We start from the raw sequence: 26353 nt of genomic DNA, 5'->3' as shown, positions 1-26353 counted from the left end.
CTCAGGGCTCGATGTAGTAGAGGAACGCAGCCGAAGGACCGGCGCCGTAACCAACCAGGAAGACGTTATCCCCCCTTTTAATCAGTCCAAGCGTGCGAGCTGTGTGGTAGTTGAGAAACGGCGAGGTCGACGACGTGTTGGCACGATCATCGGCGACACTATGGATGCGCTCGTATGCAAAGCCAGCTTTGATGCCGAACGACTTCGCGCCGTCGTACGTTGGGTTGTGCCCACAGAGATGACTCGTGGAGCTGGCGGGGTCAACACCGCATTTCGCGACAAACTCGGCGCAATACGGTGCGATGACGTCCATGATGTACTCTTGAACCTCGCGGCCGTACATACCTTTTTCGCCCATCGTAGCGTTGGGTCGAACGCCTAGGTATCTCGGATCGGTACCGATGCCCACGGCTTCAAACCAATGCGCAAACTGACCGTCGGAGATGTTACGCGAACGCCTGATACCGACCTTCCGCCCATCCCTAGGATCGTGTTTGACGACGAGTGCCGAGCCGCCACAACCCCAAAGTATATAGTTGGTGCTGTCCGGCTGGTTGGAAACCGTCCCAATAGCTTCGCCAATTACGACGCAACCATAGATCGGTTCCTCAATTTCCTCCATGACAGCAAGATGCCGCAAACGGGAGTCAAGCAGCAACAAGGCGTCAACAGCACTCGTGCATGCCAGTGAATCGTCTCGAGCTTCAGCGAAGCAGGGCGGAACGAACAAGCTGTATTGGAGCTTATTCGAGACCCCTGAGTAGAGCGAGTGAGGTGATGAGCCACCGCTGTGGACAGCCATCACCTTTGAAGGGCTGAAGTCAGGATCTACGTTAGCGGCTTGACGGAAGGCGTTGATACCGGCCTCAAGAGCCAAGTCGTAGGACGAAACGCAAGGTGGAGTTAACCACCGCGATTTTATCCCATGGAAATCCTTGTCGTAGTTTTCCCGCCGTTTCGGCGGGATCTCCACGCCGTTTTCGGCGAGGATATCCATTACTTCGAGATTACACACCATCTCGGCTGGCCTTGGAGTGGCTTCGCCTGTGGCGATGATTGTTGTCGTGCCAGTCATTGGCCTAACCTCCTAATGTAAGTTGCGCTGCAACTGTAGGCGCATTCTCTCATATTTACTGAGTAAAATATACGGGACTACCTCATTGATTAACCTTCAATATCAGCGTAAAATTCGTTCATCGCGACGTAAAACCCGCGAAATCTCGCACTTATTGGTGAAATGTGGAAATGTCTGAAGAATCATGTCGATCGGTGCCAGACGAGCACCTTAATGCCGTCTGGGCTAATCGCCAGACTCAGACGGCAGCGCTGAACTACGCCAAAGCTCCAGTAGAGGGTAACGCGCCGTTGGGCGCGCTGGTCGAGACCGGACTAAACACTGCCCGGCAACTTGTTGCCGAGGTGGTACGGGCTGACTATGGCTTTGCTGTCAGTTTCGACACAGTAGTCGAAGCGGGCAAGTTCGCCATGAAAGATGTCGTCAAGCATTACGAAGGTGTGTTTGATAACATCGAGGTCTCAACAACCATCGAGTCGTACTACGCTGAGTGGTGGCAGGATGAGATGATCAGCAACCTAGTCGTGACCGCTCTGTTTGTGAGTCGTGTCCTGCGGTCGCAATGCCAGCTCCGCTACCCCATGGTCGGTAAAACCATGTGGGGCAAGTACTGCGAAGTGGAGATTGTTCTGCCGTCGGGCCGTGGGGCCATCGGCAATCGCATTTTCCTACGCAAGTAGCGCTTCCAACATCCGTGCCCCAGGGCCTGTCGCAAGACAGGCCCTGTTGCTTTCACCCTCCCTAAAGCGTGACTTCTCCTGTAAAATCTATATATGGACGAAAAATTTCAAACCATTATCTTCCTGGTGCGTCACGGCGAGACCGACCGGACTTATTTGCTAGACCCAACGATTGACGGTGAACGGGTACTGACGCAAGAGGGGAGAGACCAAATTAAAAAGGTAGGGGAGTATATCGCTAATTTTGCTCCAGTTGCTATTTACTCAAGCCCAAGACTTCGGACGATTCAGACAGCTGAAGTAATTGAGGAAGTGGCAAAGATCCCGCGGGAAATTGAGCAGAAACAAGAACTGTATGAAATTTATAGCCCCGGAGATTACCAGGCCTTAGAGAATATCATTCCGAAGTTTTTCGATGAGCTAATTACGAAACACGCCGGTTGCCACATTGTCTGCACGACGCATCAGGATGTTATTCAAGGCGGACTGGAAGCCTTTGACTTAACTGACGAAGAGAAGGACTTTCCGTGCCTCGAAGCCGAGATGTACCGGTTGGTTTTTGCTGGTCATAAGCTTGTTGAGTGTCAGAAATTGACGCCTGCGGCGAGCTTGTAATATCAATGAATCGAAAAACCGGCGAGTCTAACCCAAAAGCAGGTTACGAGCCGGTTTTTCACCGCACCCCTGTGGGTAGCGTGCAGGGTAGGGGTTCTAGGGGCCTAGGGGCCGCCTCGCAATTAGGCCCCTGGCCCCTGCGTAATAGAAATGTTTTTTAAAGTTTTACATAAACAGAAAAATTCCCTTGCCCGAACTGGCGAGCTCGTAACGCCACACGGTATTATTCAGACCCCTGTCTTTATGCCCGTTGCCACTTCGGGCGCGGTTAAAACTTTATTCCCTTGGGAGGTTCAAGAGTTGGGAGCTGAAATCATTTTGGGGAATACTTACCATCTGCACTTGCGTCCCGGGGCTGGGCATATAGCCGAGGCTGGAGGTTTTGCCAAATGGACTCAGTGGAACGGGCCGGTTTTGACCGACTCAGGTGGGTATCAAGCCTATTCCTTAGGGGCAACCAGGGCAAAAACCGCCAAGACTACAAACGATGGAGTGCGTTTTTACTCGCATCTTGATGGTGGCAAACATGAGTTTACACCGGAGTCAGTGTTAGACATTCAAAGAAAACTGGGCAGCGATATAGTCATGCCGCTTGATGACTGTCCGCCAATTGAGGCCACCGAAAAGCGCGTTCAGTCAGCAGTTATACGGACCACCAACTGGGCCAGGCGCTCGACAGACTATTGGCAACAGCAAAAAATGGGGGAGTCGGGGAGGGGATTATTCGGCATAATTCAGGGTGGCCTGTTTGAGGACTTGCGGTTGCAATCTACGAGAGAGATCCAAGACCTGCCGTTCGATGGCATTGCAGTTGGCGGTGTGGCGATAGCCAGTGAAGGCAAAGATAAAATTAACAAAGCAGTTGATTACGTCGCCAACCATTTAGATCCGTCTCGACCGCATTACTTGATGGGCATTGGTTATCCAGAGGATATAATCCGCATGGTGGCGCGTGGCTTCGACATGTTTGATTGCGTCTTGCCAACCCGTCTGGCGCGTCACGGCGTTTTTTGGACCGAAGCACTAGGGCAATTTAATATTATGAACTCATCCTTCCGCAACGACCGCAGCCCGTTGGACACTGAGTGCGGCTGTCGAATGTGTAAGACCTTTACTCGCGACTACCTTCGCCACCTTTATGCCACCGGCGAGACTCTGGCAGGCAGGGCGTTAAGTTATCACAACTTATGGGTAATTCTACGGTTAATGGAGCGTGTACGATCTTGCATCAAGGAAGGAAACTTCGATGTGGAGTTTCAGAGCGTCTTAAACGCCCCGCGTTAGGTTACTTTCTGATATATTAAACCTAATGCAGCGCGAGGGGGAACGCTTTGAGTTAAGAACGTCTAATGAATCATTCTCACCTGGTGAGGTTAAGCCTGTTGTGTCCGAAGCAAAGCCGCCTGAAGCTGTTAGTGGTTACGTACCGGCTGAAGTTGGACCTGCTCCCAGGAGTGTGGAATATAAGGACGGACCTGAGCCGACGGTTAATACTGAGGCTGTTACCCCATTTTTGGAAAACGAAATCGACGCCAATATTGCAGTAGCAAGCCTGTCTGATTTAGAGGATCGCGTTGGGCAGGTCATGGATACCGGTGCCTAATATGGAGTTCCTAGGTAACTACTTGGTCTGGGCAATCGGAATTATTGTTGTCGGGCTACCGATTGGCTTGATGTTCTACCTATTACGTGCCCAAAAACAAGAGATGGTTAGAGATGTTAATTCTTTGGTGTGCCTAACTGTCTCGTTGCCGCGAGATGCCACTCAACCTGTTTCTGGCGAGCCAGTAAAAGATTTCAAAGATCTTATCGCCCCAATGGAGCAGTTTTACTCGTCGTTGACCACAATCATCCATCAACGTAATTTTGTTGACTGGCTTTTCAGTACACCGGCGCATATCTCTTTTGAAGTAACAGCGGTCGGTGGTGTTATCCATTTTTCGATCGTTTGCCCAAAGCGAATAAAGAATATAGTCGAGCGACAACTGCACAGCTATTTTCCGCACGCTGAAGTAAGTTCGAACAAGCCGCCTAAGCTTTTTGGGCCACACGCTAAAGCCGTGGCGGGTGCCGTATTTGAACAGTCAAAAAGTTTCGTCTTGCCGCTAAAGACCTATCAATACCTAGAAACCGATCCGCTTTCGGCGCTGACAAACGCCCTAACGAAAATGAAGAGTGATGAAACGGCAAGCATCCAACTCCTGATCCGCCCAACTAACGAGCGCTGGCGTCACCATACACACATGGCTGGACAGGAAGTTCTACAGAATCGGGCTCATCTTGTTGGGCGAAGTCGCATCGGCCGTGCGATTGGCTTAGTCTTCGATCAGGCTAAACCGCAAGGCGACGTTAGGGAGAAGATCCACCTCTCATCTCAGCAAGAAGAGCTAATTAAGGCCTTGCAGGAAAAGGGCGCTAAGGTTGGCTTCGAAGCGATACTGCGAGTGCTGACTACCGCTGAGGACGAATCGTCTGCTGAGAGCAATCTAAAAGTCATAATTGCTGCATTCTCCCAATTCCATGCGGCGGAATTTAACTCCTTGAAGTACCGCATTATCGCGCCGAATCGTCTGGGACGCGATTATTTATTTCGAATGTTTTCCAACGCTCCAAAAATGATTCTAAACGCCGAGGAGCTCTCCAGTATCTTCCATCTGCCAACGAGAGCGCTCGAAACGCCCGGGGTCAAATGGCAACTCTCGCGAAGTCTGCCGCCGCCAGCAGATTTGCCCAGTGATGGCGTGGTAATTGGTGAAACGAACTATCGCGGGGCGACCACTATGGTTCATTTGAAAGAAGACGATCGGCGGCGCCACGTGTTTATGATTGGTAAAACCGGCGTCGGTAAAACAACCTTGTTTGAAAGTATGATTGAGCAGGATATGTACCAAGGTAAGGGGTTATGTTTTATTGACCCGCTGGGTGATGCGATTGAGCAACTGATCAAAAAAGTACCGACCGAACGAGCGAAAGACGTTGTACTTTTCGACCCGTCTGATACGTCTTATCCGTTAGGCCTAAACCTACTTGAATACTCACGTCCCGAAGAAAAGGATTTTCTAATTCAAGAAGTAATCGAAATCTTCTACAAATTATTCGACCCAAATCGCACCGGAATCGTTGGACCACAATGGGAACACTGGGCACGTAACGCCGCCTTAACCGTCATGAGCCTGCCCGGCGGCGGAACACTAATCGATATTCCTAGGCTGTTTACCGACGACGCCTTTCGAAGTTACGCTGTCTCGCAAGTGACCGACCCTGTCGTCAAAGCATTCTGGGAACAGCAACTAGCCAAAACGGCCGATTTTCATAAGTCGGAAATGTATAACTACTTTATCTCCAAATTCGGTCGGTTCATGACGAACGAACTGATGCGCAACATCATCGGCCAGAAAGAGTCGTCATTTAATTTCCGCGAGATGATGGACTCTGGCAAGATTCTATTTGTGAACTTAGCCAAGGGCAAAATTGGTGAAATTAACTCTAATTTACTGGGGCTGATTTTGGTCTCTAAATTACAGGTTGCGGCATTCGGTAGAGCTGATGTGCCAGAGGATCAAAGACGAGACTTCTATTTATACGTTGATGAATTTCAAAATTTCACGACCGACTCATTTGCAACTATTCTGGCCGAGGCTCGCAAATACCGACTTAATTTAAATATTACCAACCAATATTTCGCCCAACTAACTGAGCAAATTCGTAACGCTGTGATCGGGAACGTCGGCACCCTGATTAGCTATCGAATTGGTGCCGATGATGCTGAGTTCCTGTCGCATGAATTGCCCGGAGTCACCGCAGAAGACCTTACCAACCTTGATCGTTTCCAGGCATATGTTAAGCTTTTGGTTGATTTGGCACCAACCAAACCCTTTAGTATGAACGGTGTCAAAAGTCCTAACGAAGGCAGTAAACAAATGGCCGATTGGATCCGCAATAATACTCGCTCAACTTTTGCCAAATCCCCAGTAGTTTTTGAAAGTCAGAGTGTGGGTACGGCCTCAAGAGCGCTTTCTACACGATGACGTTTGTGGTGATTAATCTTGTCTTCAGCGCTTTACTGATTGTTGGAGCCGTATGGCTTTGGAAACGGACAAGTAAAGGCAGCAGCTCCAAGGAAAGCTGGCCTGGCGGTCTCGATGAATATACCTTACTCTCACTTTCGGTACCTAAGAATAACACTGCTAAGCCTGAGGCGGCAGAGCAATTCTTTGCTGCCCTACACGGAATTTTTAGGGAGGGTGCTACCGAGCAACCACGTATCAGCCTGGAGATTGTCTCGCGCCGGCAGAGCATTACATTCTTTGTCTACGTTCCGGCTAATCTAAAAGATTTTGTTGTTAGTCAGATCTTTGCCCAATACCCTAATATTGAAATCAAAGAAATCGGGCCGGAGGAAGACTACGTTACTCTGCCGGAAGAGAAGCGGTTCGTTGCCACTGAGTTAACTTTAAAGCGGCCGACAGCTTTCCCAATTAAAACGTTTCTTAACTTCGAAGTTGATCCGCTCGCTACGACCACGGGAGTCTTAAGCAGCTTAACGGGTGATGAAGAAGTTTGGATCCAAACCATTGTTCGTCCTGCTGATGATGACTGGCAGGACTTAGGGCGTGATGAAGTGAAGAACCTCAAAGAACCACCTAAAAAACCAAAGGGTGTCACTGAGCTACTCGTAAATGAAAGCAAAGAATTATTTGTCGGCTTCTTTAAGCAAATCATCTCGCCCGAGGGGGGCGGGGAGGAAAAGAAGGAAGACAAGAAGGACAACGAACTCGGCGGGCCAGAGCAGCAGGCGATAAAAGCGATTGAGGAAAAAATCACCAAGCTTGGGTTCGAGGCTAATGTCCGTATTCTTGCCGCGGCTAGTGAAGAACATGTTGCTAAAGCCAAGCTAGAACAAGTCGTCGGGGCCTATAAGCAGTTCAATACGCTCAATCTAAACGCCTTCATCGTTAAAGACATGGTTACCGACCGCAGCGTCCTGGACCTATTTAAACACCGGGCGATGGGGGATAGGGACATTATTCTCAACATTACGGAGCTCGCAACGCTTTATCACTTTCCTTCTGAAACTGTATCGACGCCAACCATTGCTTGGGCTGGAGCGAAGAAAGGGGAACCGCCCTCTAACTTGCCTGTTCTCGGTAGCGTGCCAGCCGACGACTTAACAGTGCTTGCCCAGACTAATTTCCGTAATAACATCACAAAATTCGGCATTAAACGACATGACCGGAGGCTGCATGCTTACATTATCGGTAAAACGGGTACAGGAAAATCCACATTTATCGAGAATATGATTTACGATGATATCCGGGAAGGGCGAGGCGTGGCGGTTGTTGATCCGCACGGCGAGCTTATTGATCACGTATTAGCCTTCTTGCCCGCCGATAGAATCCCCGACGTGGTTTACTTTAACCCGGCTGATCACGAGTTTCCGGTCGGCTTTAACGTCCTGGAGAACTTCGACAACAACCCAGAAATGAAGAACGTCATCGCTTCCGGCGTCGTCGGTATCTTCAAAAAAATCTTCGGCGAATCTTGGGGGCCGCGTCTTGAATACATCCTGCGCAACTCAATTCTCGCAGTGCTCGAGTATCCCAACTCGACGCTACTTAGCGTGATGCGGATCCTAACGGATAATTCTTACCGCCGCTTAGTTATTAATGAAGTGAAGGACCCGGTGATTCGCGACTTCTTTGTTAATGAGTACGAAAAATACGAACCAAAATTCCGCCAAGAAGCGATTGCGCCGATTCAAAATAAAGTCGGTCAATTTCTCTCAAGCTCAACCATCCGTAATATTGTTGGTCAACCGAAATCAACAATGCGTATGGATGAAGTCATGAATAACGGCAAGATTTTACTGGCGGATTTGTCGACCGGAAAAATCGGCGAGGATAACTCGGCCTTGCTTGGTTCGATGTTAGTAACAAAGATTCAGTTAGCGGCGATGGGACGAACACGTATTGCCGAGGCCGATCGGCGAGACTTCTATTTGTATGTTGATGAGTTTCAGAACTTTGCCACGGATTCTTTCGCCACAATCCTCAGTGAAGCGCGCAAGTATCGCCTCAATCTTGTCATGGTCAACCAATATATCGCTCAGATGCCGGAGACAGTGCGCGATGCGGTTTTTGGCAACGTCGGAACAATGGTCTCGTTCCGTGTCGGATCGAACGACGCCGAGGCAATGAAGAGTGAGTTTGAGCCGGTATTTGACGTCAACGATTTAGTTAATCTACCAAATAGGCAGATCTATATTAAGATGGCGATCGACGGCGTTACGGCGCCGGCATTTTCCGCCAACACTTTACCGCCGCCGGCGGATAAAACGGACGTAGTGAGCCAGGTGGTAGAATCCAGCCGCGAGCAATTCAGTATGTCTAAAACAGACGTTGAAGATTATATCGCCGAGTGGTCAGCGCCGATTGACTTGAGCGCGGTTGAAGCTGGCAAGGCGGCCGGGGAAGGTAGTACCGTGACGTTGGCCGGTCCGGGTAATGTGACACCTCAGGACAAGGGTTTTGCTAACGCAGAACCAACTAATGTCGCCAAAAAGCCCGAGCAAGAGACGACGCCGTCACTACCAAAAGGCTCGAAGATTGAGATTCTAAAAGACCGTTTCAGTCGCAATTGGTACGCCGTCACTGGCAGCGGTGAGCTAAAAAATGAACCTGATGGACAGGTTGAAAACGACGTCGACCCCTCACCAGTTGAACAGGTGCGGGACGTTGTGGTTACTCCGCCTGTTCGCGAAGGCGTTATTGCTGAAGAAACAGCCCCAATTATCGAGAAGCACATCGCCCAGGAAATAGGGGAGAGCGAGCAGAAAAAAGCTGGCGGCGATGATTGGAGTAGGGGAGACATCGAACAAAGTGCCCAAGATCGCTTAATAACCTGGGATCAAGCCGAGACCCTAGGCCTGACGAACGAGAGTAAAGCGACATCTAAACCAACTGATTCAGGCCTGCAGCCAATTGACGAATTATAACTAATAAATTTCTTTTTAAGTCCCCCTCCCCTTTTCGCGGCAGAGGAGGGAGGGGATATGAGTGAAATAATTTTTGTAAAGTTTCCGGAAACCCTCCCCGGTACTCTTGGATACCGGCTGCTCGTTCACCTGAATTAAGCCCTTATTTGAAGGGTCTCTCGAAAAGCCAATAAATGATATTTTGCTACTTTATGTCGCACAAGATACATTGTGCGACATTTCTTCTGTTGTAATTCTCATCGTGCTGTCGGGGCTTGTTGTCGCTATCGCTATCCCAACAGCAACCCCGTTAGCATATTGCCCTTATCGGTAATCACCTGTTCTGACGCGCCCGGTCGTTGATAAGTATATGTTTTATACCTGTAAAATATAACTTTAGGTCAAATTTGGCCTAGGACGCGTTTTTTATTTTTAGACGACTCAATGTCCGTCCGCAATCCAAAATCGCACGGTGAAATTGTCAGCCGCGTTAAATTTTTGTCGCTGACGTGCGGCGCAATACGCGGTTTTGCCAAACAACTAAAAGCGGTGTCGCGGTAAAAATGGACGAGTAGGTTCCGATCGCTATTCCAACTAGAAGTGTGACGACGAAGGCACGAATACTTTCGCCACCAAGTACGGTCAGTGCCGTTAAGGTAAAGATCACCGTTAAGCTGGTTGCCAGTGATCGATTTAGGGTTTGGGACAGGGACTCATCAGCGATCAACTCGAAATTTTGGCCGCCAGCATCCCTGTGACTACTAAGGTTCTCTCTGATTCTATCGAAAACAACAATTGTGTCGTGAACCGAAAAGCCCATGATTGTTAGAAGGGCGGTGATAAACGACGCGTCAACTTCAAAGTGAAAGAAGTGCGCTAAGATCGAGAAAACTCCTGTAGCAATGACAAGGTCGTGTAGCAAGGCGACGACCGCTACAACACCAAATCTCCACGAGGAGACGGGGTACGTAACGCCGCGGAAGGAATAGGCGAGGTACATGACGATTAGTAGCGATGCCAGAACTACGGCGATAACGGCTTTCCGGGTTAAATCCTTGCTAACGGACGGTCCGACGTTTTGAAATTGTTTCTCGGTCACTTTCCCATAACTTTTCCCTAATTCCTCGACTAAAGAACGATAATTACTCTGTTCGATTGGCAAGGTCTTAATTAAGTAAGTGTTCTCCCCTGTGCTGGCGATCTGAGCTCCCTGAACCTGTTGCATACCTGTTATTTTTGTGCGCAACTCCCCTTCTGCTACTGGCTTCTCAAAGGCGAGCTCAATTACTGCCCCGCCTCGGAAGTCAATGCCAAATGGCAATTTCCAGACGCTTAGCGCAATAATTCCGGGAATCATTAAGGCTACGGATAAGGCGAACCAAAAAAGTTTTTTCTTTCCCAGAAATCGGTAAATCATTCGCCCCCTTCTTTTCTGATAAGAAAAACAGAAATGGTCTTAGGCTTCGCGCAGACGCGTAGTCGAGCGGGAGCGCAAAAGTCAGCAGGCTTTTGACGCGGCCTAAGATCGTTGCTGTTTTTTGTCCTCATATTTTCTCCAACCCTCTAGCAAATACCGGTAACTTGGCAAATAACCGCAAGAAACTACGGCTCGCAGTAATCGAACTGAACATTGAAATCAGCACGCCGATAGCCAGCGTTAAGGCAAACCCTTTGATCGAACCGGTAGTGGTAAAGAATAAAATGGCGCAAGTAATAAGCGTTGCCATGTTTGAATCCCTCACCGACGGCCAGGCTCGACGAAACGCCTCGCTTAAGCCGACTTTCAAGTCTCTGCCGGCAGCAAGCTCCTCGCGTAAACGCTCAAAGATTAAGATATTGGCATCAACCGCCATACCGATAGAGAGAATAAATCCTGCGAGTCCAGCCAACGTTAGGGTTACAGGAATATATTTAAAGATGGCGAAAGTAATAATGGCATATCCGCTTAATGCCAGGACGGCAATTAATCCTGCTAAACGGTAATTTAGAAGCATAAATAGGACTACTAAACTAAGACCAATCAAGCCAGCAACAAGACTTTTTTTGACCGACTCTTCGCCAAGCGTCGCGCCTACAGTTCGCTGTTCGACTAGTTTAATAGGCACGTCTAAGGCGCCGGCGTTCAGCAGATTGGTCAAGTCTTTAACTTCATCTAAGGTAAAGTCACCAGTGATCACCGCCTCCCCCTCAACGATCTTTTGCTGCACCGTTGGGGCGGAAATTATCTCGTCATCAAGGAAAATAGCAACCGGTTTACCGATATTACGCTCCGTAATTTCACTAAAGAGCCTGGTGCCTTCGCTGTTGAATTTCATGCTGACTTGCGGCCGATTGGTTGTTTGATCGAAAGTCACCGTAGCTTTATCAAGTTGCTTGCCACTCAGTCCTGTTGGCAGCCACTCTTGGTTCTCTTCACTCCCCGCCTCTCTAAACTCTAGCTGGGCAGTCTTACCAATCAGGTCGATAGCCTTGTTGACGTCCTCTATTCCCGGCAGCTCTACAGTAACGACATCACTCTTGCCCAATTTTCCTGGCTGAATCGTTGGCTCAGCAACGCCGGTACTATTTACCCTTCGTTCAATAACCTTGACCGTCGAATTTATGGCCTCAGTTCGGTCTTCATTCGTTGTTTTGGAGTAATCGAGCTCGTATACAAGGCGTACTCCACCCTGCAGATCCAAACCTTGGCTTATTTTTACCGGCCGGCCAAACAAGTTTTCTGTAGATGGCAAACTAGTGTGAGCGCCGAGGCCGATAATAGCTAGGATGAATACGAGGCCGATCCAGAATTTGTGTCTTAACATATCTCCCTCTACAGATACTCGTGCTTTTCTTGTTCCTGAAGTTGTTCTACAACTTTCTTTACGTCCTGTACAGCGTCGCGGTGAGCAACCAGGATTGCATCCTCAGTTTCTATCACAACTATGTCCTCTAGCCCAACGGTTGCAATCAGTTTTTTGTTACCGAAGACAAACGAACGGTCGGTGTTTATTCCGATGTGATGCCCTAAAATCACTTGTTTTAAGGCTCCATTTCCACCGAGGATCTCCTGAAGTGTTGCCCAATTGCCGATATCGCTCCAGTCCATGTCCACAGGCACAACGGCTAGGCTGTCGAGTTTCTCGGCGATTGCTTTGTCTATCGGTTCGGCGGGGATGGTTTTATATAATTCTGTGTCGCTAGGGTTCTCGACAAATTTTTCGAGCTTTTCCAGGATCTCCGGCGCTAAACGACGATAATGTTCGATCATCTCCCGCACGCTAAACAGATAGTAGCCGCCGTTCCAAAGGTACTCCCACTGCTCGACGTATTTCTGGGCAGTTTCTAAATCTGGCTTTTCTTGGAAGGACTCGACTTTAAAAATCTTGTTATCGCCAATTTTTTCTAGCTGCTCGCCCATCTCGATATATCCCAGCCCTGTATTTGGTTCGGTTGGGTTGATGCCAATTGTCACGACAAACTCGCGGTGATTTTCCAAGAAGCTTAAAATCGACTTCACAGCAGCGGTAAAAACCTCAATCTTGCCGACGTAGTGGTCGGCTGGCAACAAGCCAAAGACAATTGCCTGTGGATCAATCTCGGCAATACGAAGCATTGCTAATCCAGTTGCTGGCGCTGTATTGCGACCAACTGGCTCGGTGATAATTCGCGATACGTCAACTTCCGGCAACTGGGCTTTCACGAGGTCAACGTACTGCTCTCCGGTCATCACCCAGATATTTTCGGCCGGGATACACTGAATAATGCGATCGTAGGTTTGTTGGATCAGAGTTTTGTCGCCGATAAACTTCTGGAATTGTTTCGGTGAATCCTTGCGGCTGAGTGGCCAAAGACGAGTGCCGGTACCGCCCGCCATGATTACTGCGTGATATGCCATGTTCTCCTTAGTAGGTTTAGTGGTGAGTTATATTTTACCAAGAAGGTCGAGTACTCTCAAAGGTTCTGTGAGTTCCGACGGCAAATTCGCTTGATAGGTTTTGTTATCTGGTAATTCGAGACTAAAGGCATGAAGGAATTGCCGTTTTAAACCCAAGGTTCTAGAAATTTCGTCTGAAGACTTCTCGCCGTAGAGTTTGTCACCAATTATTGGGTGGCCGATCGATTTTAGGTGGACACGTATTTGATGAGTTCGCCCGGTAATCGGGTGAGCGGATATTAAGCTCACTTCCCTCTCCCCCACTTTTGCGTGTCCCAGCGTTTTATATTCTGTAATAGCGCTTCGGCTTTTAGTGGTCGGTAAATGTGTAACGCGTTGTCGATCGTTACGGTTGTCACGTTCTATGGCGGCCTCAATGACGCCCGTTTGCTCGCTACGGCCAGCCACGAGGGCAAGATAAGTCTTTTTAACCTGTCTCCCCTGCCACAGCTGTTGCAAGGATGCTTGTGCCGATTCGCTTTTGGCCCACAGAATTACGCCTGAGGTGTCGGTGTCGAGCCGGTGAACAACGCCGCATCTTTTATCTTCCGCCCACTCCCCTGCTCTTATCTGCCCCGCCTCAATTAGCCAATCGCGTAGCGTGGGTCTGTCAGATGGCGGCTCAGTCGCCATACCGGCTGGCTTATTAATGACGAGGTAGTCGTTTGTTTCGGCGATTATGGCGGGTTTCATAGGTGCATTTTACCCTAATTATATGAAGAAGCCCCGACGGCGTTGGGCTCTTCGTGGTTGAAGGGTCCAGGCCGTCAGGGTCTTGGGAGCGGTCCCGCGTCGAGGGGAGGGGCTAAGTGTCGGACAGGCCGACGGTTGCCCAGTCCCACTCGGACGCGGCGGATCGATGATCGATTCAAGTCCAACGGCTTCGTTTGCCCAGGAGGCAGCGGTTTCGTTGGTAGCGCCTTTGGAGGCCCCTTCCCGCAACAGGAGAAGCACGGCGCCATAGCGGGCGGTTGAAGGGAAGCTTTCGCCTGCCCTAACTGAAACAGCAGTCGGCCAATCCGAAGCTACCGTCGAGAGCGCTTGAAGCGCTAAACCGCCATAAAGGGAAGTGTGCAGTTGCCAACCTAATCTCCATCTCTTTCGAGGCGAGTACGGGTCAAGAGAGAGCTGCACTCCTTGCCTATGATCGATCCGAACTGTCAGGTGCTGCGCCCTTCCCGAAGGAAGAAAGCCACAACCTTAACGTTGTAAGAGCAATCTTACCATCCCTTGGGTCTTCTGCCAAGCCTACGAGGCCGCCCGCTTATTTCACTTGGCATTACTAGGCAAACTCGGTAGTCTGACCCTGATGAATACAGCAAAAAAGAACCAGGTTTTCGAACGCGAATTCGCCCGTCTTAATCCGGCGCAAAAAAAAGCCGTTCGGACGATCGAAGGCCCGGTTATGGTCGTGGCCGGCCCGGGAACCGGCAAAACCCAGGTCGTGGCAATGCGTATTGCTGAGATTCTTAACCAGACCCAACTTAATGCCCGCAATATCCTAGCGCTCACCTTTACTGAAGCGGGCGTCACGGCCTTAAGGAGTCGGTTAGAAAAGATTATTGGTTCAGACGCTTACCAAGTCACGGTGGCGACCTTCCATGGGTTTGCGAATGAAGTCATCACCACATTCCCCTACGTCTTCGGTTTTGCCGTTGAAGCGATGCAGGTCGGCGAATTGGAACGCCTGCAGATTATCCACCGTATTGTTGAGCACGATACCTCGCTAATTGCCCTTCGACCAGTTCGGGCACCGACCTTTCACGTTCCGAGCATCGCCGAAGCAATCCGTAAGGCCAAACAAGAAAACGTTTTACCTGAAACACTTGCTCAACTTGCCCGCAAGGAAGCTAAGAGTAAGTTAACCGCGAAGAGAATCACTGAATTGCAGCGTCAGGCTATAAAGCGCGCTGAAGCATTGAACGTTGAGCTATCACGAGTTTACGCTGCCTATCAGAAGGAATTAAAAAGACGAAACCTCTATGACTATGAGGATATGATAATCTTTGCCGTACAGGGCCTGCAGGAGGAAGCGGACGTCATAGCGTACTACCAGGAACGATTTCAGTACTTTTTGGTTGATGAGTATCAAGATACTAACAACGCCCAAAATTCACTCGTCGAATCACTAGCCGAATTTTTCCCCAACCCCAACCTTTGTGTTGTCGGCGATGACAAGCAAGCTATCTATCGATTTCAGGGCGCTTCCGTTGCCAACATGCTTCGCTTTGTTAGGAAATACCCAGCGCTAAAAGTTATCAGCCTAACGGAAAATTATCGTAGCGCTAAACGAATCCTAGATGCGTCCACGGCGTTAATTAACCGTAATAATTATCAACTAACTAGGTTCTTGCCAGAACTTAAGACGATACTTTCACCAACACGTAGTAACGATAAGTCTGAACTGAAACTTATAAATACTGCCTCGGCGGAAGCGCAATACGCGTGGATAGTAGCGCAAATTAAAAAGCGCTTCGATAAAAATCTGCCCCCTCAAGAAGTCGCTGTACTCCTTAGGCGTAACGACGAAGTAAAGAGTTTCCGCGAATTTGCGGCAAAAAGTGGCATCTCAGTAGCTGGCGTTGAAAGCACTAATTTAATGAACGAGCCAGATGTACGTCAGATCGTTGGTCTGCTAAGGGCCATTAATGATATGAGTGACCCAATCTACGTTGCCCCAGCGCTGAATTTAATCACCACACTCTCCCCTATCGTTCTGGCCCGTCTGGCACGTGCTTTCCACGAAACTAAGTCGTGGCAGAAGGCTATCGATTTTCTCGCGCTTAGTGCTAAAGAAAACAAGACGTTGCGCGCAGCACTCGAGACGCTAGGCAACTATCAGCAACGGGTGCGAATGCTAAGCCTGCCGGAATTCTTTGAGGAGATCATTTCGTCTTCGAGAATCCTAAAAGAAGTAAGTCAACAAAGAGACGCTTTAGAGCGCCTGGAAATCATTAAAGCATTTATCAACGAAGCGAAACGTTTCAGTATTCAAAACCCAGGAAGTGGGCTGGAAGAGTTTTTGGACTACATAGACTTGCTGCGTCAATATCGTGTCCGGCTACCAGTTCACCGCCTCGGGCCTAAAGTTGAAGGGGTTTTTGTGAATACCGTTCATGGCGCTAAAGGCTTAGAATTTGACACGGTTTTTCTGCCAAACGTTAGTACGAAATCTTGGAACGATCGCGGCAAACGAGAGCTCATCAAGCTTCCAGGATCAATTGTTAATCTAGACGATTGGGATGAATCGCCGATTGAAGACGAGCGCCGACTTTTCTATGTGGCGATGACCCGCGCCAAGAATCAATTGTACTTAAGCTACTCTAAATACGATGAGGAGGGTCGTGAGGTCCTACCGAGTCAGTTCGTCTCCGAAGTTGAGTCGCACCTAGAAAGAGAGTCGTATGAGCCAAGCGTCTCGCAGGCTAATGAAATTCTTACTACCGCAATTACTCCTAACCAAGCGGTTTTCGTTCGTAATGAAGAGAAGAAAGTTATCCGCGAATTAATTCGAGAAAAACCATTTACGTTCACGGATTATGAGACATATAAAACCTGTCCTAAACAATATCTATTAAAATCTGTCCTACGCTTTCCGAGCCGCCCCGACCCGCGTTTAATTTACGGCGATATTCTGCATCGCGCTCTGGAGCTGTTCTATAAACAATTTCGAACGCGTAAAACCCTTCCAACTAAAACTGCTCTACTAAATTATTGTGAACAAGCTTCGCGGCATTTTGAGTTCTTCCGCGGCAAGACGGCAATTATTACTCAGGCTAAAAATCTTCTTGAGGAGTACTACCTCCACGTTAAAACAAAAGACGAATTACCACCTGTCGGCGTAGAGTATAGTTTTGCGAGTCACCACGTGATGTTAGATTCGATTTGGGTTAGCGGTAAGTACGACCGACTTGATATTATCGATCCGCTTGCTCGAACAGTTAAGGTCGTCGACTATAAGACTGGCGCTCAGGCGAAAACTCGTTCTCAAATTGAGGGACAGACGAAGTCATCAGACGGCAAGTTGAAAGAGCAGTTAGTATTTTATGCGTTACTCGCTCGCGAAGATCGGCATTTCCCGTATCACGCCGCTGAGTTCGCTCTAAAGTTTCTGGACGACAAGCACACTTTCCGTGAAGAACCCTTTCGAATCACAAACGACGAAATTGACAGCCTTGCCAAAGACGTCAAAGAAACTTACGAAAAGATCCTTGCCGCTGACACATTTATCCACGCTCGCGATTCGTTTGACCAAGGCTGCGAACTCTGTGAAATCTTCTCAGAATTATCCTAGTTGTTTTCGAGCGCGTGATTCAGAGCTTTAACTAAAGTGGATTTTGGTTGCGCCCCGATGAATTGTTCAACTACTTCCCCGTTAGCCTCAATGATGTAGGTAGGCATTGCCCCGACTTGGTAATCCTGCACTTTCTGTTGATTCTCGGCTGCATCCACATCAACTTTTTCGATAACGATCTTGCCAACAAACTCTTTCTCGATCTCTTCAATAATCGGGTTCATTATCTTACACGGACCACACCAAGCTGCCCAAAAATCTAGAAGTTTGACCATACTCATCTATTTACAACTAGCCATTCGACAACAGTTTTGTCAAATTTTTGTGTCAGCGAGCGATTTTCGGCAAATTGATACAGGGCAAAGAAGCTAACTGCAAAGATTAAATCACCGGCTAATGTGTTAGTGAAGAAAGGCAGGGCGGCAATATAACAATCGATAAGGCCGAGCAAAGTTTTCGGGTAGAGCACTCCCTCCATCCAGACTCCGAAATTGCTGATGATGAAAAACATCACCGCTCCCGTTAGGCCAACTCCGGCTACCCGCAACATTTTAGGACGTTTACTAAGAAGCCTCTCGCCTAACCAAACGTTTAAGACGAATGCGCCGTACACGTAGGGCATTGTGCCGTGCAGTCCGATGATTAGGTCTGTTACGAACAGCACGAAAAGTGGTGCCAAATAATTCCAGGGGCGCTCCAGTTTGGAGCCGCCAAAAAGTGCTGTGGCGCCGAGCGGCGTAAAGTTGGCTGGGTGCGGAATCAGACGGCCAATAACTGATATTACAATAAGCGCTAGCGCCGATGGTTTTCCGAGTTGAGTAGTCGCAGACATGTAGTTTCCAGCATACCGACTCGCTAAAAAATCACAAGCATCCTTCCCCCAACTAAAAAGACCTCCGCGAGGGAGGTCTTTTTAGGCTGTGTTGCTAAAAGTACCGGCAAGCTGTCGAGACGGGAGGGGGCTATCTCGGCAAACTTAACCGATACTTCCAGCGACACAGGAAGATTTCAGACCTTTTAATTTACGCTGGCATAGTACCAAACCTGATTATTAGAGTCAAGGGTTTTAATGGCGAATCTTACAGCTATTGCTGCCAGATTTGTTCACGATAATTTGCTAGATGATTGGCGAAGCGAGCCGCTTGGAATAAGTAGTCACTAAGGCGGTTTAAATAACGACCAACGACAATAATCTTTACTTTTTCGTCCGTTAACGCTTGATACGAACGCTCAGCGCGGCGAATTAAAGTGCGGCAGAAGTGTAGACTAGCGCCCGATTGTGAGCCGCCGGGCAAAATAAAATTCTTCAGCGGCGGTAGCCTTTTATCCCAATCGTCAATCTGCGATTCTAGCTTGTCGGTTAACTTGTCTAGACGCTTTAATATTGGGCTTCGTAATGGGTCGTCTGAGGCGATCAAGGCGCCAATCGACAGTAAATTAGACTGAAGTTCGTACAGCTGTTGGACGGGAAATTTCAGATTTTCGGCGTCTATTTGGCTAATGGCCAAACCCAGACCTGCGTTAGCCTCGTCCAAATCTCCGAGGCATTTGAATACCTCGTCGGTTTTCTTAAGTCGCCTGCCGCCCGGCAAGCCCGTCTCTCCCCCGTCGCCTGCTCGCGTGTAGATCTTCATTACTTATTTTTAACAGTTGTATCTTTTATTACCAAGCTAGTTGCTAACTATCAACGTTATTGTTACTAAGCTTTAGGAGGTGTTCCGTGAAATTGTTGGTTTTCGCCAGTGGTACTGCCGTGTCTGGCGGCAGCGGTTTTGAGAATCTGGTCGTTGCCTCCCGGTCAGGGAAGCTGTCGGCTGGGATTGTCGGCGTTGTCTCTAATCACGCTCATGGCGGTGTCTTCGAGCGAGCGCACCGGCTCGGAGTTGAGTTTCGACACTTTGCTGGACCTTACGACGACGAGGGCTACGGATCGGTTCTGCGCCATTTTGATCCAGATTGGGTGGCGCTCTCTGGGTGGCTCAAGCCCTTTGGAGGTTTTGCCCCCAGTCGAACGCTCAATATTCATCCTGGGCCACTTCCTGAATTTGGTGGTAAGGGAATGTATGGGCACCACGTTCATGAGGCTGTCATTGAGGCGTACAAGGCTCATCGCCTGACTAAATCCGCCGTGACGATGCACTTCGTCACGCCCAGGTACGACGAAGGTCCTGCCATTTGCCGGATTCCGGTTGAGATTCTGCCTACTGACACGGCAGAAACTCTCCAGAAGCGGGTCAATGAAACAGAGCTGGTGTTTCAGCCTCTCGTCACAGATCTCGTTGTTCGGAGCCAAATTCAATGGGATGGAGACCTAAATTCTCCCGTAGAGTTTCCGGACAACTACAACCTGATCTGAAGCTCACTGTTTGGTCCAGTGAGCTTCCTTCGTATCCCCTATCCGCAGCCGCCGGAAGTATTGCCGCAGTTAGTGCAGGTGTAGCAAGAGCCGGTTTTCATCCGCATTAAGCTGCCACATTTCGCACAAATTGGTGCGTCACTTGATTTAGATTTTTCCCCATCCACGATCGGCAGCTCGGCTTGATTACTCGGAGCTGATACCGGTGAGATTAGGGGCTCGCTGGTTGGTGCGGCTTCCTCTTGAGTAACCTGTTCCACTACGGGTGCGGTAGTGTTGACGCTGGGAGCGCTGTCACTTACAAGATTAGGCGCTTCGTTAATTAGGCCAAGTTCGTACTGCTCCTCTGGCGTCAAACATTTCAAGCCAATGTAACGCGCGACATAATCAATGATCGACTTCGCAATCCTGATTTGAGGGTTCTTAGTGAAGCCAGACGGCTCAAACCGGGCGTTCATGAACTTACGCACCCAAGTTGAGGCTGGTACTCCGTACTGCATCGCCACGGATAGCGTTGCGGCCCAGGCATCCATCAGCCCGGAGATAAGGCTGCCTTGTTTGGACATGGTAATGAAGATCTCGCCCAGGGTGCCGTCCTCGAAGAATCCGAGCGTTAGATAGCCTTCGTGGCCACCAACGTTGAATTTATGTGTCACGGCTTTGCGCTCGTCAGGCAAACGGCGGCGCCGTGGCACAAAGATACCAGCCGCGGGCGTCTCAACTGCCTCGGGCTTGTCCTCGTCTTTTTTCTTTTGAACGTTCAGCGGCTGGCTAAGTTTAGAGCCGTCGCGGTACAGGGCCATGGCCTTGACGCCGAGCTTCCACGATTGCATGTAAACGTCCTTCACTTCCTCCACGGTGGCTTCATGCGGCATGTTGATGGTTTTAGAGATGGCACCGGAAATAAACGGCTGAACAGCGGCCATCATCTTAACGTGTGACATTGGGCTCAAGAAACGAGTACCGTGAGCGCCGCATTTATTGGCGCAGTCGAACACTTGATAATGCTCTTCTTTAAGATGGGGCGCACCTTCAAGCATCTGTGTGCCACAGATAACTTGGTTTGTTTGCTCGATCTCAATCTCGCTGAAACCAAGTTTATTTAGAAGAGAAAATCCTGGATCAGCCTCATCTTCACTGGTAACGCCAAGGCGCTCCATTGCTGCGTCTCCAACAACGTAGCGGTTGAAAGAGTGTCGGATATCAAAAGCAGCTGGCAAATTACGCTCCACAGCAGCAATTTCGTCCTCAGTTAATCCTTTAGCGAGCAGGGACGAACGATTAATCGGCGTCTCGCTGTTTAGGGTGCCGTTGCCGAGAGCGTAAGTCAGGATGTCTTTCTGTTGCTCGGGCGTGTAACCAAGATTTGCCAAAGCGCGAGTTACGGCGTTGTTAACAATTTTCATACCGCCACCGCCGGCGAGCTTTTTATATTTAACTAGGGCGAAGTCGGGTTCGATGCCGGTAGTATCGCAGTCCATTAGTAGGCCGATTGTTCCCGTCGGCGCGATGACTGTAGCTTGGGCGTTGCGGTAGCCGAATTGCTCGCCAAGCGCCACGGCTTCGTCCCAATCTTGCCTGGCGGCTTCTAAGATATCGTTTGGACAAGCTTTTTCGTCAAGCCGGTAAGCAGCTGCCCGGTGTTTACGCATAACGTTTAACATTGGGGCACGATTTTTTGCGTAACCGTTGAACGGCCCTTTGACGGCGGCGATCTCGGCGCTAGTTTTGTAGGCGTGGCCGCACATTATAGCCGTTAAGGCCCCAGCGATAGCTCGGCCTTGTTCAGAGTCGTACGGGACGCCTCGTAGCATCAGTAGGGTGCCGAGGTTGGCATAGCCTAGTCCTAGCGGGCGGTAGTCGTGACTATTTTGGGCAATGGCTTTAGTTGGGTACGCCGAGAAATCAACGGCAATTTCTTGACCGATAAAGACCGTGCGGCAGGCGTGACGATAACCGGCAATGTCGAAATTACCAGCTTCATCAACAAATTTCGCAACGTTAATTGAAGCTAGGTTACAGGCCGAGTCATCGAGGAACATATACTCACTACACGGGTTTGAGGCGTTAATACGGTTAGTATTGGGGCAGGTATGCCACTCATTAACGGTAGTGTCGAACTGCATTCCTGGATCGGCGCACTGCCAAGCGGCTTTAGCGATCATATCCATTAGTTCACGGGCCTTGTAGGTTTTGTAGATGTCGCCGTTAGTGCGAGTGCGAGTTGACCACTCACCATCATTTTCGACGGCTTTCATAAACTCATCCGTCACGCGCACTGAGTTATTAGAATTTTGGCCAGAAACAGTGCCGTAGGCCTCACCGTTAAAATCAGATGGATAACCGGCCTCAATCATTGCTTGGACTTTGCGTTCCTCACGAACCTTCCAGTTAATGAAGTCCTCAATCTCTGGGTGATCCAGATCGACAACAACCATCTTGGCTGCACGGCGAGTCGTACCGCCACTCTTAACAGAGTCGGCCGCTCGGTCGAAGACCTTGAGGAAACTCATCATGCCGGATGATTTACCGCCGCCGGAGAGCTTCTCGAAGCGGCTGCGTAAAGGGGCGAAGTTGGCACCGGAGCCGGAACCATACTTAAAGATATGCGATTCGGTCTTAATCAGTTCAAAAATGTCTGGTAAGGAGTCTCTAACGGCCAAGATAAAGCAGGCCGAACATTGAGGGTTGCGATAAGCGGTTTCAGTTTCGAGCACTTTCTCTTCGGCGAAATTCCAATAGAATCCCCCACCCTGCCCTTGAATGCCGTATTGATGATGCAGGCCGACATTGAACCACACAGGAGAGTTAAAGGCGGCTCGCTGAGTGATTAACAGATAACTCAACTCTTCCTCAAAAGTCATACGGTCGTCTTTGGAAGCGAAATAACCAAACTTCTCGCCGAAATCGGCAAAGCTGTGTGCTATGCGGTAAACGGCCTGCTTGGCGCTGGTTTCGCGGCCCTCGGGAGTAGGCACGCCGGCTTTGCGTAAATACTTATAAGCTAAGATGTCGGTCGCGAGTTGACTCCAGGTGCTTGGTGTCTCGAGGTCGTTAATCTGGGAGATTAGGTTACCCTTTTCGTCAGTAATGATGGAAGTCCGCTTATCCCAGGTAATGTCGGCGTATATATCTTTACCCTTCTTGGTAAAGTGGCGGTTAAGTTTGAGGCCTTTGCTTGGCTTACCCTCTCTGTCTGACAGATCAACCGAAATCTCCACTGGCTTCAGCGCAATATCATGAAACTTGTCTTTCTGTTTGGCCATCTTCCCCCTTTAAAACAAAATTGTTCGCCCCCTTGCGGGCATCTTTAGTGCCGACTCTTCCACTTTTGACGTCTAAACGTACGGCTGTCAAGGGCAATAGCTACATATGGTTCAATTTTAGCGTTTGTTCGGATATTGTACGGCTTAAGTTCGGGAGTTAGCGAAGTTTGCGTCTGATTCTCGCGTTCGCTCGATCACTCGAAATTACTAACGTAATTTTCTCCTGATGAACGCGGGGACGTCGAACTCGTCATCTGAGTCTTTATCTTTTGGAGGCGGCGCTTCTGTTCGATCTGGTTCGGCTTTAGGTTCCTGGCGGTTGCCAAACGGTGAGCGAGTGTCGCGCTCCGGGCGATTGGTCGGCCTGGTATCGATCATAGGCTCGTAATCCATCGGTGAGCTCGGGGTGTTCGTCGGTTGGTTTGAGGATCCAAAGAACGGCACCGATGTGAAGCCGCCAGTTCCCTGAGTCGGCGCTGCTGGCCTAATGCCCATGCCCATTCCTTCATCAATAGTGCGGCGTTTAGGCGGCTGTTTAGCCATTTCAGATTCAAAACCTGTGGCGATGACCGTGATCTTGATCTCACCAGACATCGCGTCGTCAACAATTGCTCCGAAGATAATGTTGGCTTCAGGGTGAGCGGCTTCAGTAATGGCTTTTGAGGCTTCCTCGACCTCATACATCGTCATATCAGGGCCGCCGGTGATGTTATAAAGGATACCCATAGCGCCGTCGATTGAAAGCTCAAGCAGCGGTGAGTCGATGGCTTGGCGCGCAGCCTCAATCGCTCGGTTCTCTCCTGAAGCGCGGCCGATACCCATGAGGGCGGAGCCGGCGTCATGCATGATAGTACGAACGTCAGCAAAGTCGACGTTAATAATACCCGGCACGATAATAAGATCTGAAATACCCTGAACACCTTGGCGAAGGATATCGTCGACGATTCCAAAGGCGTCAGGGAGCGAGGTTTTCTTGTCGATGACCTGCAGCAAGCGGTCGTTAGGGATAGTGATTAGCGTATCAACCTTGTCGCGCAACTCTTCGATGCCGATCTCGGCCATTTTCTTGCGGCGCAATCCCTCAAAACTGAACGGTTTGGTGACAACGCCGACAGTCAACGCGCCTAATTCTTTAGCGATTTGAGCAACCAACGGCGCTGCGCCCGTACCAGTACCGCCACCGGCTCCGTAAGTAACGAAAACCATATCGGCCCCTTTTAGGACCTCGTAAATCTCATCTTTATTCTCTTCGGCGCTCTTGCGTCCAATTTCAATATCAGCACCGGCACCTAAGCCACGAGTGGTTTCTTTGCCGATCTGAACCTTGGTCGGCGCTGGGTTATTGATTAGCGCTTGGGCGTCAGTATTGATCGCAATAAATTCGACACCACGAACTCGAGCGGCGATCATTCGGGCGACTGCATTTCCGCCGGAACCACCAACACCGCAGACTTTAATATTTGCAAGAGTGTCTAAGCTTTCTTTATCCATAGGTTAAATTAAGAGATTTGTAGCGTACTTCGGTCAATTCGTAAAGTTCCGAAGTATTCCTCGGAACCTATCTAACACCCCTCCTAATTTTCCAAAGTCTAGCAATGTTCTAGGAGTCGCTCCCTGCCCCTCATCCATTCCCCAGAGAACCAGTCCAACGCTGGTAGCGTAGATTGGATTGTCAATTTTGTCAATCATGCCGCTCATTTGAGCTGTCGGAAACCCTAATTCAGCGGGAAGACGTAGCTGTTTTCGAGCCTGTTCGCAGAGGTCTTCAAGACTAGCGCCCGCACCTGTAAATACAGCGCCGGCTGGCAATAAACCGTCTTTGCCAATTCTTTGCAGCTCTTCTTTAACCATTTGGAAAATCTCACTAATACGTGCCTCGATAATTTCGGCGACGTGACGGCGAGAAACTTTCTCATCTTCAGCTGGATCAAGCACCGAAAGGTTGATTGTTTCGGTCTCGCGGATATTCTCTGGGATGCACGAGCCGTATTTAAGCTTGATCGCCTCAGCGACGTCCAGATTCTTACGTAAACCGATCGCAATATCATTAGTGATATGTTTAGAGCCGATCGGGAGACTCGCGGCGTGGAGCAGCTCGCCCTCCTCAAAAACAGCCATATTAGTTGAGCCAGCGCCAAGATCGATTACCACAACGCCCGTCTCACGCTGCGATTTAGTGGTGATGGCTTTGGCGGTCGCAAGCGGCGCGAAAATGACGCCGTCAATTTCTAGTCCGGCTTGATCAACAGTTTTAATCAAGTTACGTAAAGCAGAGGCGGAGCTACTGATTATTAGCGCTTCCACTTCAAGCCTGATGCCGTTCATACCGATCGGGTCACGAACGTCTTCGTGGCCATCAACGACAAAGTGATGTGGAAAAACGTGAATCAGTTCACGATTTTGCGGCAGGGCAACAGTTTTAGCGGCATCAATAACTCGCGCCACATCGCTAGCGTCGATCTCGCCGTTAGGTTTGGAAACAGCTACCACGCCCTTGGCGGGCATTGTTTCGATATGGTTACCGCTGACGCCGATGTAGGCATGTGCCAAACTTGAACCAGCCATCCGTTCTGCTTCTTCTAAGGCATGTGACAGGGCCGAGACCGTTTCTTCAATATCGGTAACTACGCCTTTACGCAGACCGTTATGGTTAACAGAAGCGACGCCGACGATATGCATGACGCCTTCGTTCATCGTGCCAACACAGACGGCTATTTTAGAGGTGCCAATGTCAACGCCAACGATTAAGTTGTCCCGTGTCATCGCTCCCCTACCTGTTCAGGCATTCCCCCTCGTTTCATGGTTATTTATGATCGTAACCCAGTAGATGTAGCAGCCCATGGCCGGCGAGGGTTTTGACTTCTGTTTCAAGCGGTACGGCGGCTTCTTTGGCCTGGCGATCTGCGGTCTCGAGACTGATCACAATAGAACCGAGTGATTCTGAGCCTTCCGGATCAGCAAAACTCAAAACGTCTGTTGCGTTATTTTGTTCTCGAAACTTGGCGTTAAGCGTTGTTATTTTCTCGTCCCCCACAAATACTACTTCAGCTTTAAATTTAACAGGGTAATCTAATCGCCGCAAGATTAACTGAAGATGGTTTCGAATTTCTGCCTCGTTGATAGTAGCGCCGGTCTCGTTAGTAAATGTAAACTCGGCTGCTTGCCCCATGGGCTTACC

20 protein-coding genes are annotated in these 26353 nt (G+C 49.4%); 8 read left to right on the top strand and 12 right to left on the bottom strand.

Translation table 11 applies throughout. From position 1 onward, the window contains the following. Position 1: 1 nt before the first annotated feature. Entirely contained in the window at positions 2 to 1075 is a 1074-nt protein-coding gene (locus HY845_02585) for a hypothetical protein (protein QQG51430.1), read from the bottom strand. Positions 1076 to 1245: 170 nt separating this feature from the next. Here HY845_02585 and HY845_02580 point away from each other — a divergent pair, with 170 nt between their 5' ends. From HY845_02580 to HY845_02555, 6 genes are all read left to right on the top strand, one after another. Next, positions 1246 to 1755 (top strand): hypothetical protein, encoded by a 510-nt coding sequence (locus HY845_02580; GenBank protein QQG51429.1) that lies wholly within the window; start codon positions 1246 to 1248, stop codon positions 1753 to 1755. Between the two features lie 93 nt (positions 1756 to 1848). Beyond that, complete coding sequence (locus HY845_02575) at positions 1849 to 2370, top strand: histidine phosphatase family protein (protein QQG51428.1); 522 nt, start codon at positions 1849 to 1851, stop codon at positions 2368 to 2370. Between the two features lie 150 nt (positions 2371 to 2520). Continuing rightward, positions 2521 to 3654, top strand: a complete 1134-nt coding sequence (gene tgt / locus HY845_02570; protein ID QQG51427.1) for a tRNA guanosine(34) transglycosylase Tgt — start codon at positions 2521 to 2523, stop codon at positions 3652 to 3654. 25 nt (positions 3655 to 3679) lie between these two features. Beyond that, entirely contained in the window at positions 3680 to 3973 is a 294-nt protein-coding gene (locus tag HY845_02565) for a hypothetical protein (protein QQG51426.1), read from the top strand. 1 nt (position 3974) lies between these two features. Then, positions 3975 to 6398 (top strand): type IV secretion system DNA-binding domain-containing protein, encoded by a 2424-nt coding sequence (locus HY845_02560; GenBank protein ID QQG51425.1) that lies wholly within the window; start codon positions 3975 to 3977, stop codon positions 6396 to 6398. Further along, entirely contained in the window at positions 6395 to 9364 is a 2970-nt protein-coding gene (locus HY845_02555; protein QQG51424.1) for a type IV secretion system DNA-binding domain-containing protein, read from the top strand. The genes HY845_02560 and HY845_02555 overlap by 4 nt, the downstream gene beginning before the upstream one ends. 469 nt (positions 9365 to 9833) lie before the next feature. Here HY845_02555 and secF read toward each other — a convergent pair whose 3' ends face one another. The 4 genes from secF to HY845_02535 form a co-directional block, all read right to left on the bottom strand. Further along, positions 9834 to 10760, bottom strand: coding sequence for a protein translocase subunit SecF (secF, locus tag HY845_02550; protein ID QQG51423.1), 927 nt, complete (start codon positions 10758 to 10760; stop codon positions 9834 to 9836). A gap of 127 nt (positions 10761 to 10887) precedes the next feature. Beyond that, complete coding sequence (gene secD, locus HY845_02545; protein QQG51422.1) at positions 10888 to 12147, bottom strand: protein translocase subunit SecD; 1260 nt, start codon at positions 12145 to 12147, stop codon at positions 10888 to 10890. An 8-nt stretch (positions 12148 to 12155) separates the two neighbouring features. After that, positions 12156 to 13220 (bottom strand): mannose-1-phosphate guanylyltransferase, encoded by a 1065-nt coding sequence (locus tag HY845_02540; GenBank protein ID QQG51421.1) that lies wholly within the window; start codon positions 13218 to 13220, stop codon positions 12156 to 12158. Between the two features lie 27 nt (positions 13221 to 13247). Beyond that, positions 13248 to 13952, bottom strand: coding sequence for an RNA pseudouridine synthase (locus HY845_02535; protein QQG51420.1), 705 nt, complete (start codon positions 13950 to 13952; stop codon positions 13248 to 13250). A 616-nt stretch (positions 13953 to 14568) separates the two neighbouring features. Here HY845_02535 and HY845_02530 point away from each other — a divergent pair. Further along, positions 14569 to 17553: an ATP-dependent helicase gene (locus HY845_02530; protein ID QQG51419.1), complete on the top strand. Its 2985-nt coding sequence runs from the start codon at positions 14569 to 14571 to the stop codon at positions 17551 to 17553. On the opposite strand, the gene HY845_02525 is transcribed toward HY845_02530, so the two are convergent. The 3 genes from HY845_02525 to HY845_02515 all read right to left on the bottom strand — a co-directional run bounded on the left by HY845_02525 (position 17550) and on the right by HY845_02515 (position 19187). Beyond that, positions 17550 to 17828, bottom strand: coding sequence for a thioredoxin (locus HY845_02525; protein ID QQG51418.1), 279 nt, complete (start codon positions 17826 to 17828; stop codon positions 17550 to 17552). The genes HY845_02530 and HY845_02525 overlap by 4 nt on opposite strands. A gap of 2 nt (positions 17829 to 17830) precedes the next feature. After that, positions 17831 to 18385 carry a hypothetical protein gene (locus HY845_02520; GenBank protein ID QQG51417.1) on the bottom strand — a complete coding sequence of 185 codons (555 nt, stop codon included), beginning with the start codon at positions 18383 to 18385 and terminating at the stop codon, positions 17831 to 17833. Between the two features lie 253 nt (positions 18386 to 18638). Beyond that, positions 18639 to 19187 carry a cob(I)yrinic acid a,c-diamide adenosyltransferase gene (locus HY845_02515; protein QQG51416.1) on the bottom strand — a complete coding sequence of 183 codons (549 nt, stop codon included), beginning with the start codon at positions 19185 to 19187 and terminating at the stop codon, positions 18639 to 18641. Positions 19188 to 19273: 86 nt separating this feature from the next. Between HY845_02515 and HY845_02510 the strand changes: the two genes are divergently transcribed. Next, on the top strand, positions 19274 to 19909 hold the full coding sequence (locus HY845_02510; GenBank protein ID QQG51415.1) for a phosphoribosylglycinamide formyltransferase: 636 nt from the start codon (positions 19274 to 19276) through the stop codon (positions 19907 to 19909). Positions 19910 to 19947: 38 nt separating this feature from the next. Here HY845_02510 and HY845_02505 read toward each other — a convergent pair whose 3' ends face one another. The 4 genes from HY845_02505 to ybeY form a co-directional block, all read right to left on the bottom strand. Next, positions 19948 to 23175 carry a vitamin B12-dependent ribonucleotide reductase gene (locus tag HY845_02505; protein QQG51414.1) on the bottom strand — a complete coding sequence of 1076 codons (3228 nt, stop codon included), beginning with the start codon at positions 23173 to 23175 and terminating at the stop codon, positions 19948 to 19950. A 207-nt stretch (positions 23176 to 23382) separates the two neighbouring features. Further along, entirely contained in the window at positions 23383 to 24666 is a 1284-nt protein-coding gene (gene ftsZ / locus HY845_02500) for a cell division protein FtsZ (protein QQG51413.1), read from the bottom strand. Between the two features lie 33 nt (positions 24667 to 24699). Next, complete coding sequence (ftsA, locus tag HY845_02495) at positions 24700 to 25938, bottom strand: cell division protein FtsA (protein ID QQG51412.1); 1239 nt, start codon at positions 25936 to 25938, stop codon at positions 24700 to 24702. A 40-nt stretch (positions 25939 to 25978) separates the two neighbouring features. After that, positions 25979 to 26344 carry an rRNA maturation RNase YbeY gene (gene ybeY / locus HY845_02490; GenBank protein QQG51411.1) on the bottom strand — a complete coding sequence of 122 codons (366 nt, stop codon included), beginning with the start codon at positions 26342 to 26344 and terminating at the stop codon, positions 25979 to 25981. Positions 26345 to 26353 lie beyond the last annotated feature (9 nt).

This window comes from Candidatus Berkelbacteria bacterium (assembly GCA_016432625.1).
Classification (GTDB): Bacteria; Patescibacteriota; UBA1384; order 2-12-FULL-50-11; family 2-12-FULL-50-11.
This window is presented reverse-complemented; position numbering and strand designations above follow the sequence as displayed.

What these genes read in the sequence shown, in the direction of transcription:
- HY845_02585 (QQG51430.1), bottom strand. Translation starts at nt 1,075, where the DNA reads ATGACTGGCACGACAACAATCATCGCCACAGGCGAAGCCACTCCAAGG.
- HY845_02580 (QQG51429.1), top strand. Translation starts at nt 1,246, where the DNA reads ATGTCTGAAGAATCATGTCGATCGGTGCCAGACGAGCACCTTAATGCC.
- HY845_02575 (QQG51428.1), top strand. Translation starts at nt 1,849, where the DNA reads ATGGACGAAAAATTTCAAACCATTATCTTCCTGGTGCGTCACGGCGAG.
- tgt (QQG51427.1), top strand. Translation starts at nt 2,521, where the DNA reads ATGTTTTTTAAAGTTTTACATAAACAGAAAAATTCCCTTGCCCGAACT.
- HY845_02565 (QQG51426.1), top strand. Translation starts at nt 3,680, where the DNA reads ATGCAGCGCGAGGGGGAACGCTTTGAGTTAAGAACGTCTAATGAATCA.
- HY845_02560 (QQG51425.1), top strand. Translation starts at nt 3,975, where the DNA reads ATGGAGTTCCTAGGTAACTACTTGGTCTGGGCAATCGGAATTATTGTT.
- HY845_02555 (QQG51424.1), top strand. Translation starts at nt 6,395, where the DNA reads ATGACGTTTGTGGTGATTAATCTTGTCTTCAGCGCTTTACTGATTGTT.
- secF (QQG51423.1), bottom strand. Translation starts at nt 10,760, where the DNA reads ATGATTTACCGATTTCTGGGAAAGAAAAAACTTTTTTGGTTCGCCTTA.
- secD (QQG51422.1), bottom strand. Translation starts at nt 12,147, where the DNA reads ATGTTAAGACACAAATTCTGGATCGGCCTCGTATTCATCCTAGCTATT.
- HY845_02540 (QQG51421.1), bottom strand. Translation starts at nt 13,220, where the DNA reads ATGGCATATCACGCAGTAATCATGGCGGGCGGTACCGGCACTCGTCTT.
- HY845_02535 (QQG51420.1), bottom strand. Translation starts at nt 13,952, where the DNA reads ATGAAACCCGCCATAATCGCCGAAACAAACGACTACCTCGTCATTAAT.
- HY845_02530 (QQG51419.1), top strand. Translation starts at nt 14,569, where the DNA reads ATGAATACAGCAAAAAAGAACCAGGTTTTCGAACGCGAATTCGCCCGT.
- HY845_02525 (QQG51418.1), bottom strand. Translation starts at nt 17,828, where the DNA reads ATGGTCAAACTTCTAGATTTTTGGGCAGCTTGGTGTGGTCCGTGTAAG.
- HY845_02520 (QQG51417.1), bottom strand. Translation starts at nt 18,385, where the DNA reads ATGTCTGCGACTACTCAACTCGGAAAACCATCGGCGCTAGCGCTTATT.
- HY845_02515 (QQG51416.1), bottom strand. Translation starts at nt 19,187, where the DNA reads ATGAAGATCTACACGCGAGCAGGCGACGGGGGAGAGACGGGCTTGCCG.
- HY845_02505 (QQG51414.1), bottom strand. Translation starts at nt 23,175, where the DNA reads ATGGCCAAACAGAAAGACAAGTTTCATGATATTGCGCTGAAGCCAGTG.
- ftsZ (QQG51413.1), bottom strand. Translation starts at nt 24,666, where the DNA reads ATGGATAAAGAAAGCTTAGACACTCTTGCAAATATTAAAGTCTGCGGT.
- ftsA (QQG51412.1), bottom strand. Translation starts at nt 25,938, where the DNA reads ATGACACGGGACAACTTAATCGTTGGCGTTGACATTGGCACCTCTAAA.
- ybeY (QQG51411.1), bottom strand. Translation starts at nt 26,344, where the DNA reads ATGGGGCAAGCAGCCGAGTTTACATTTACTAACGAGACCGGCGCTACT.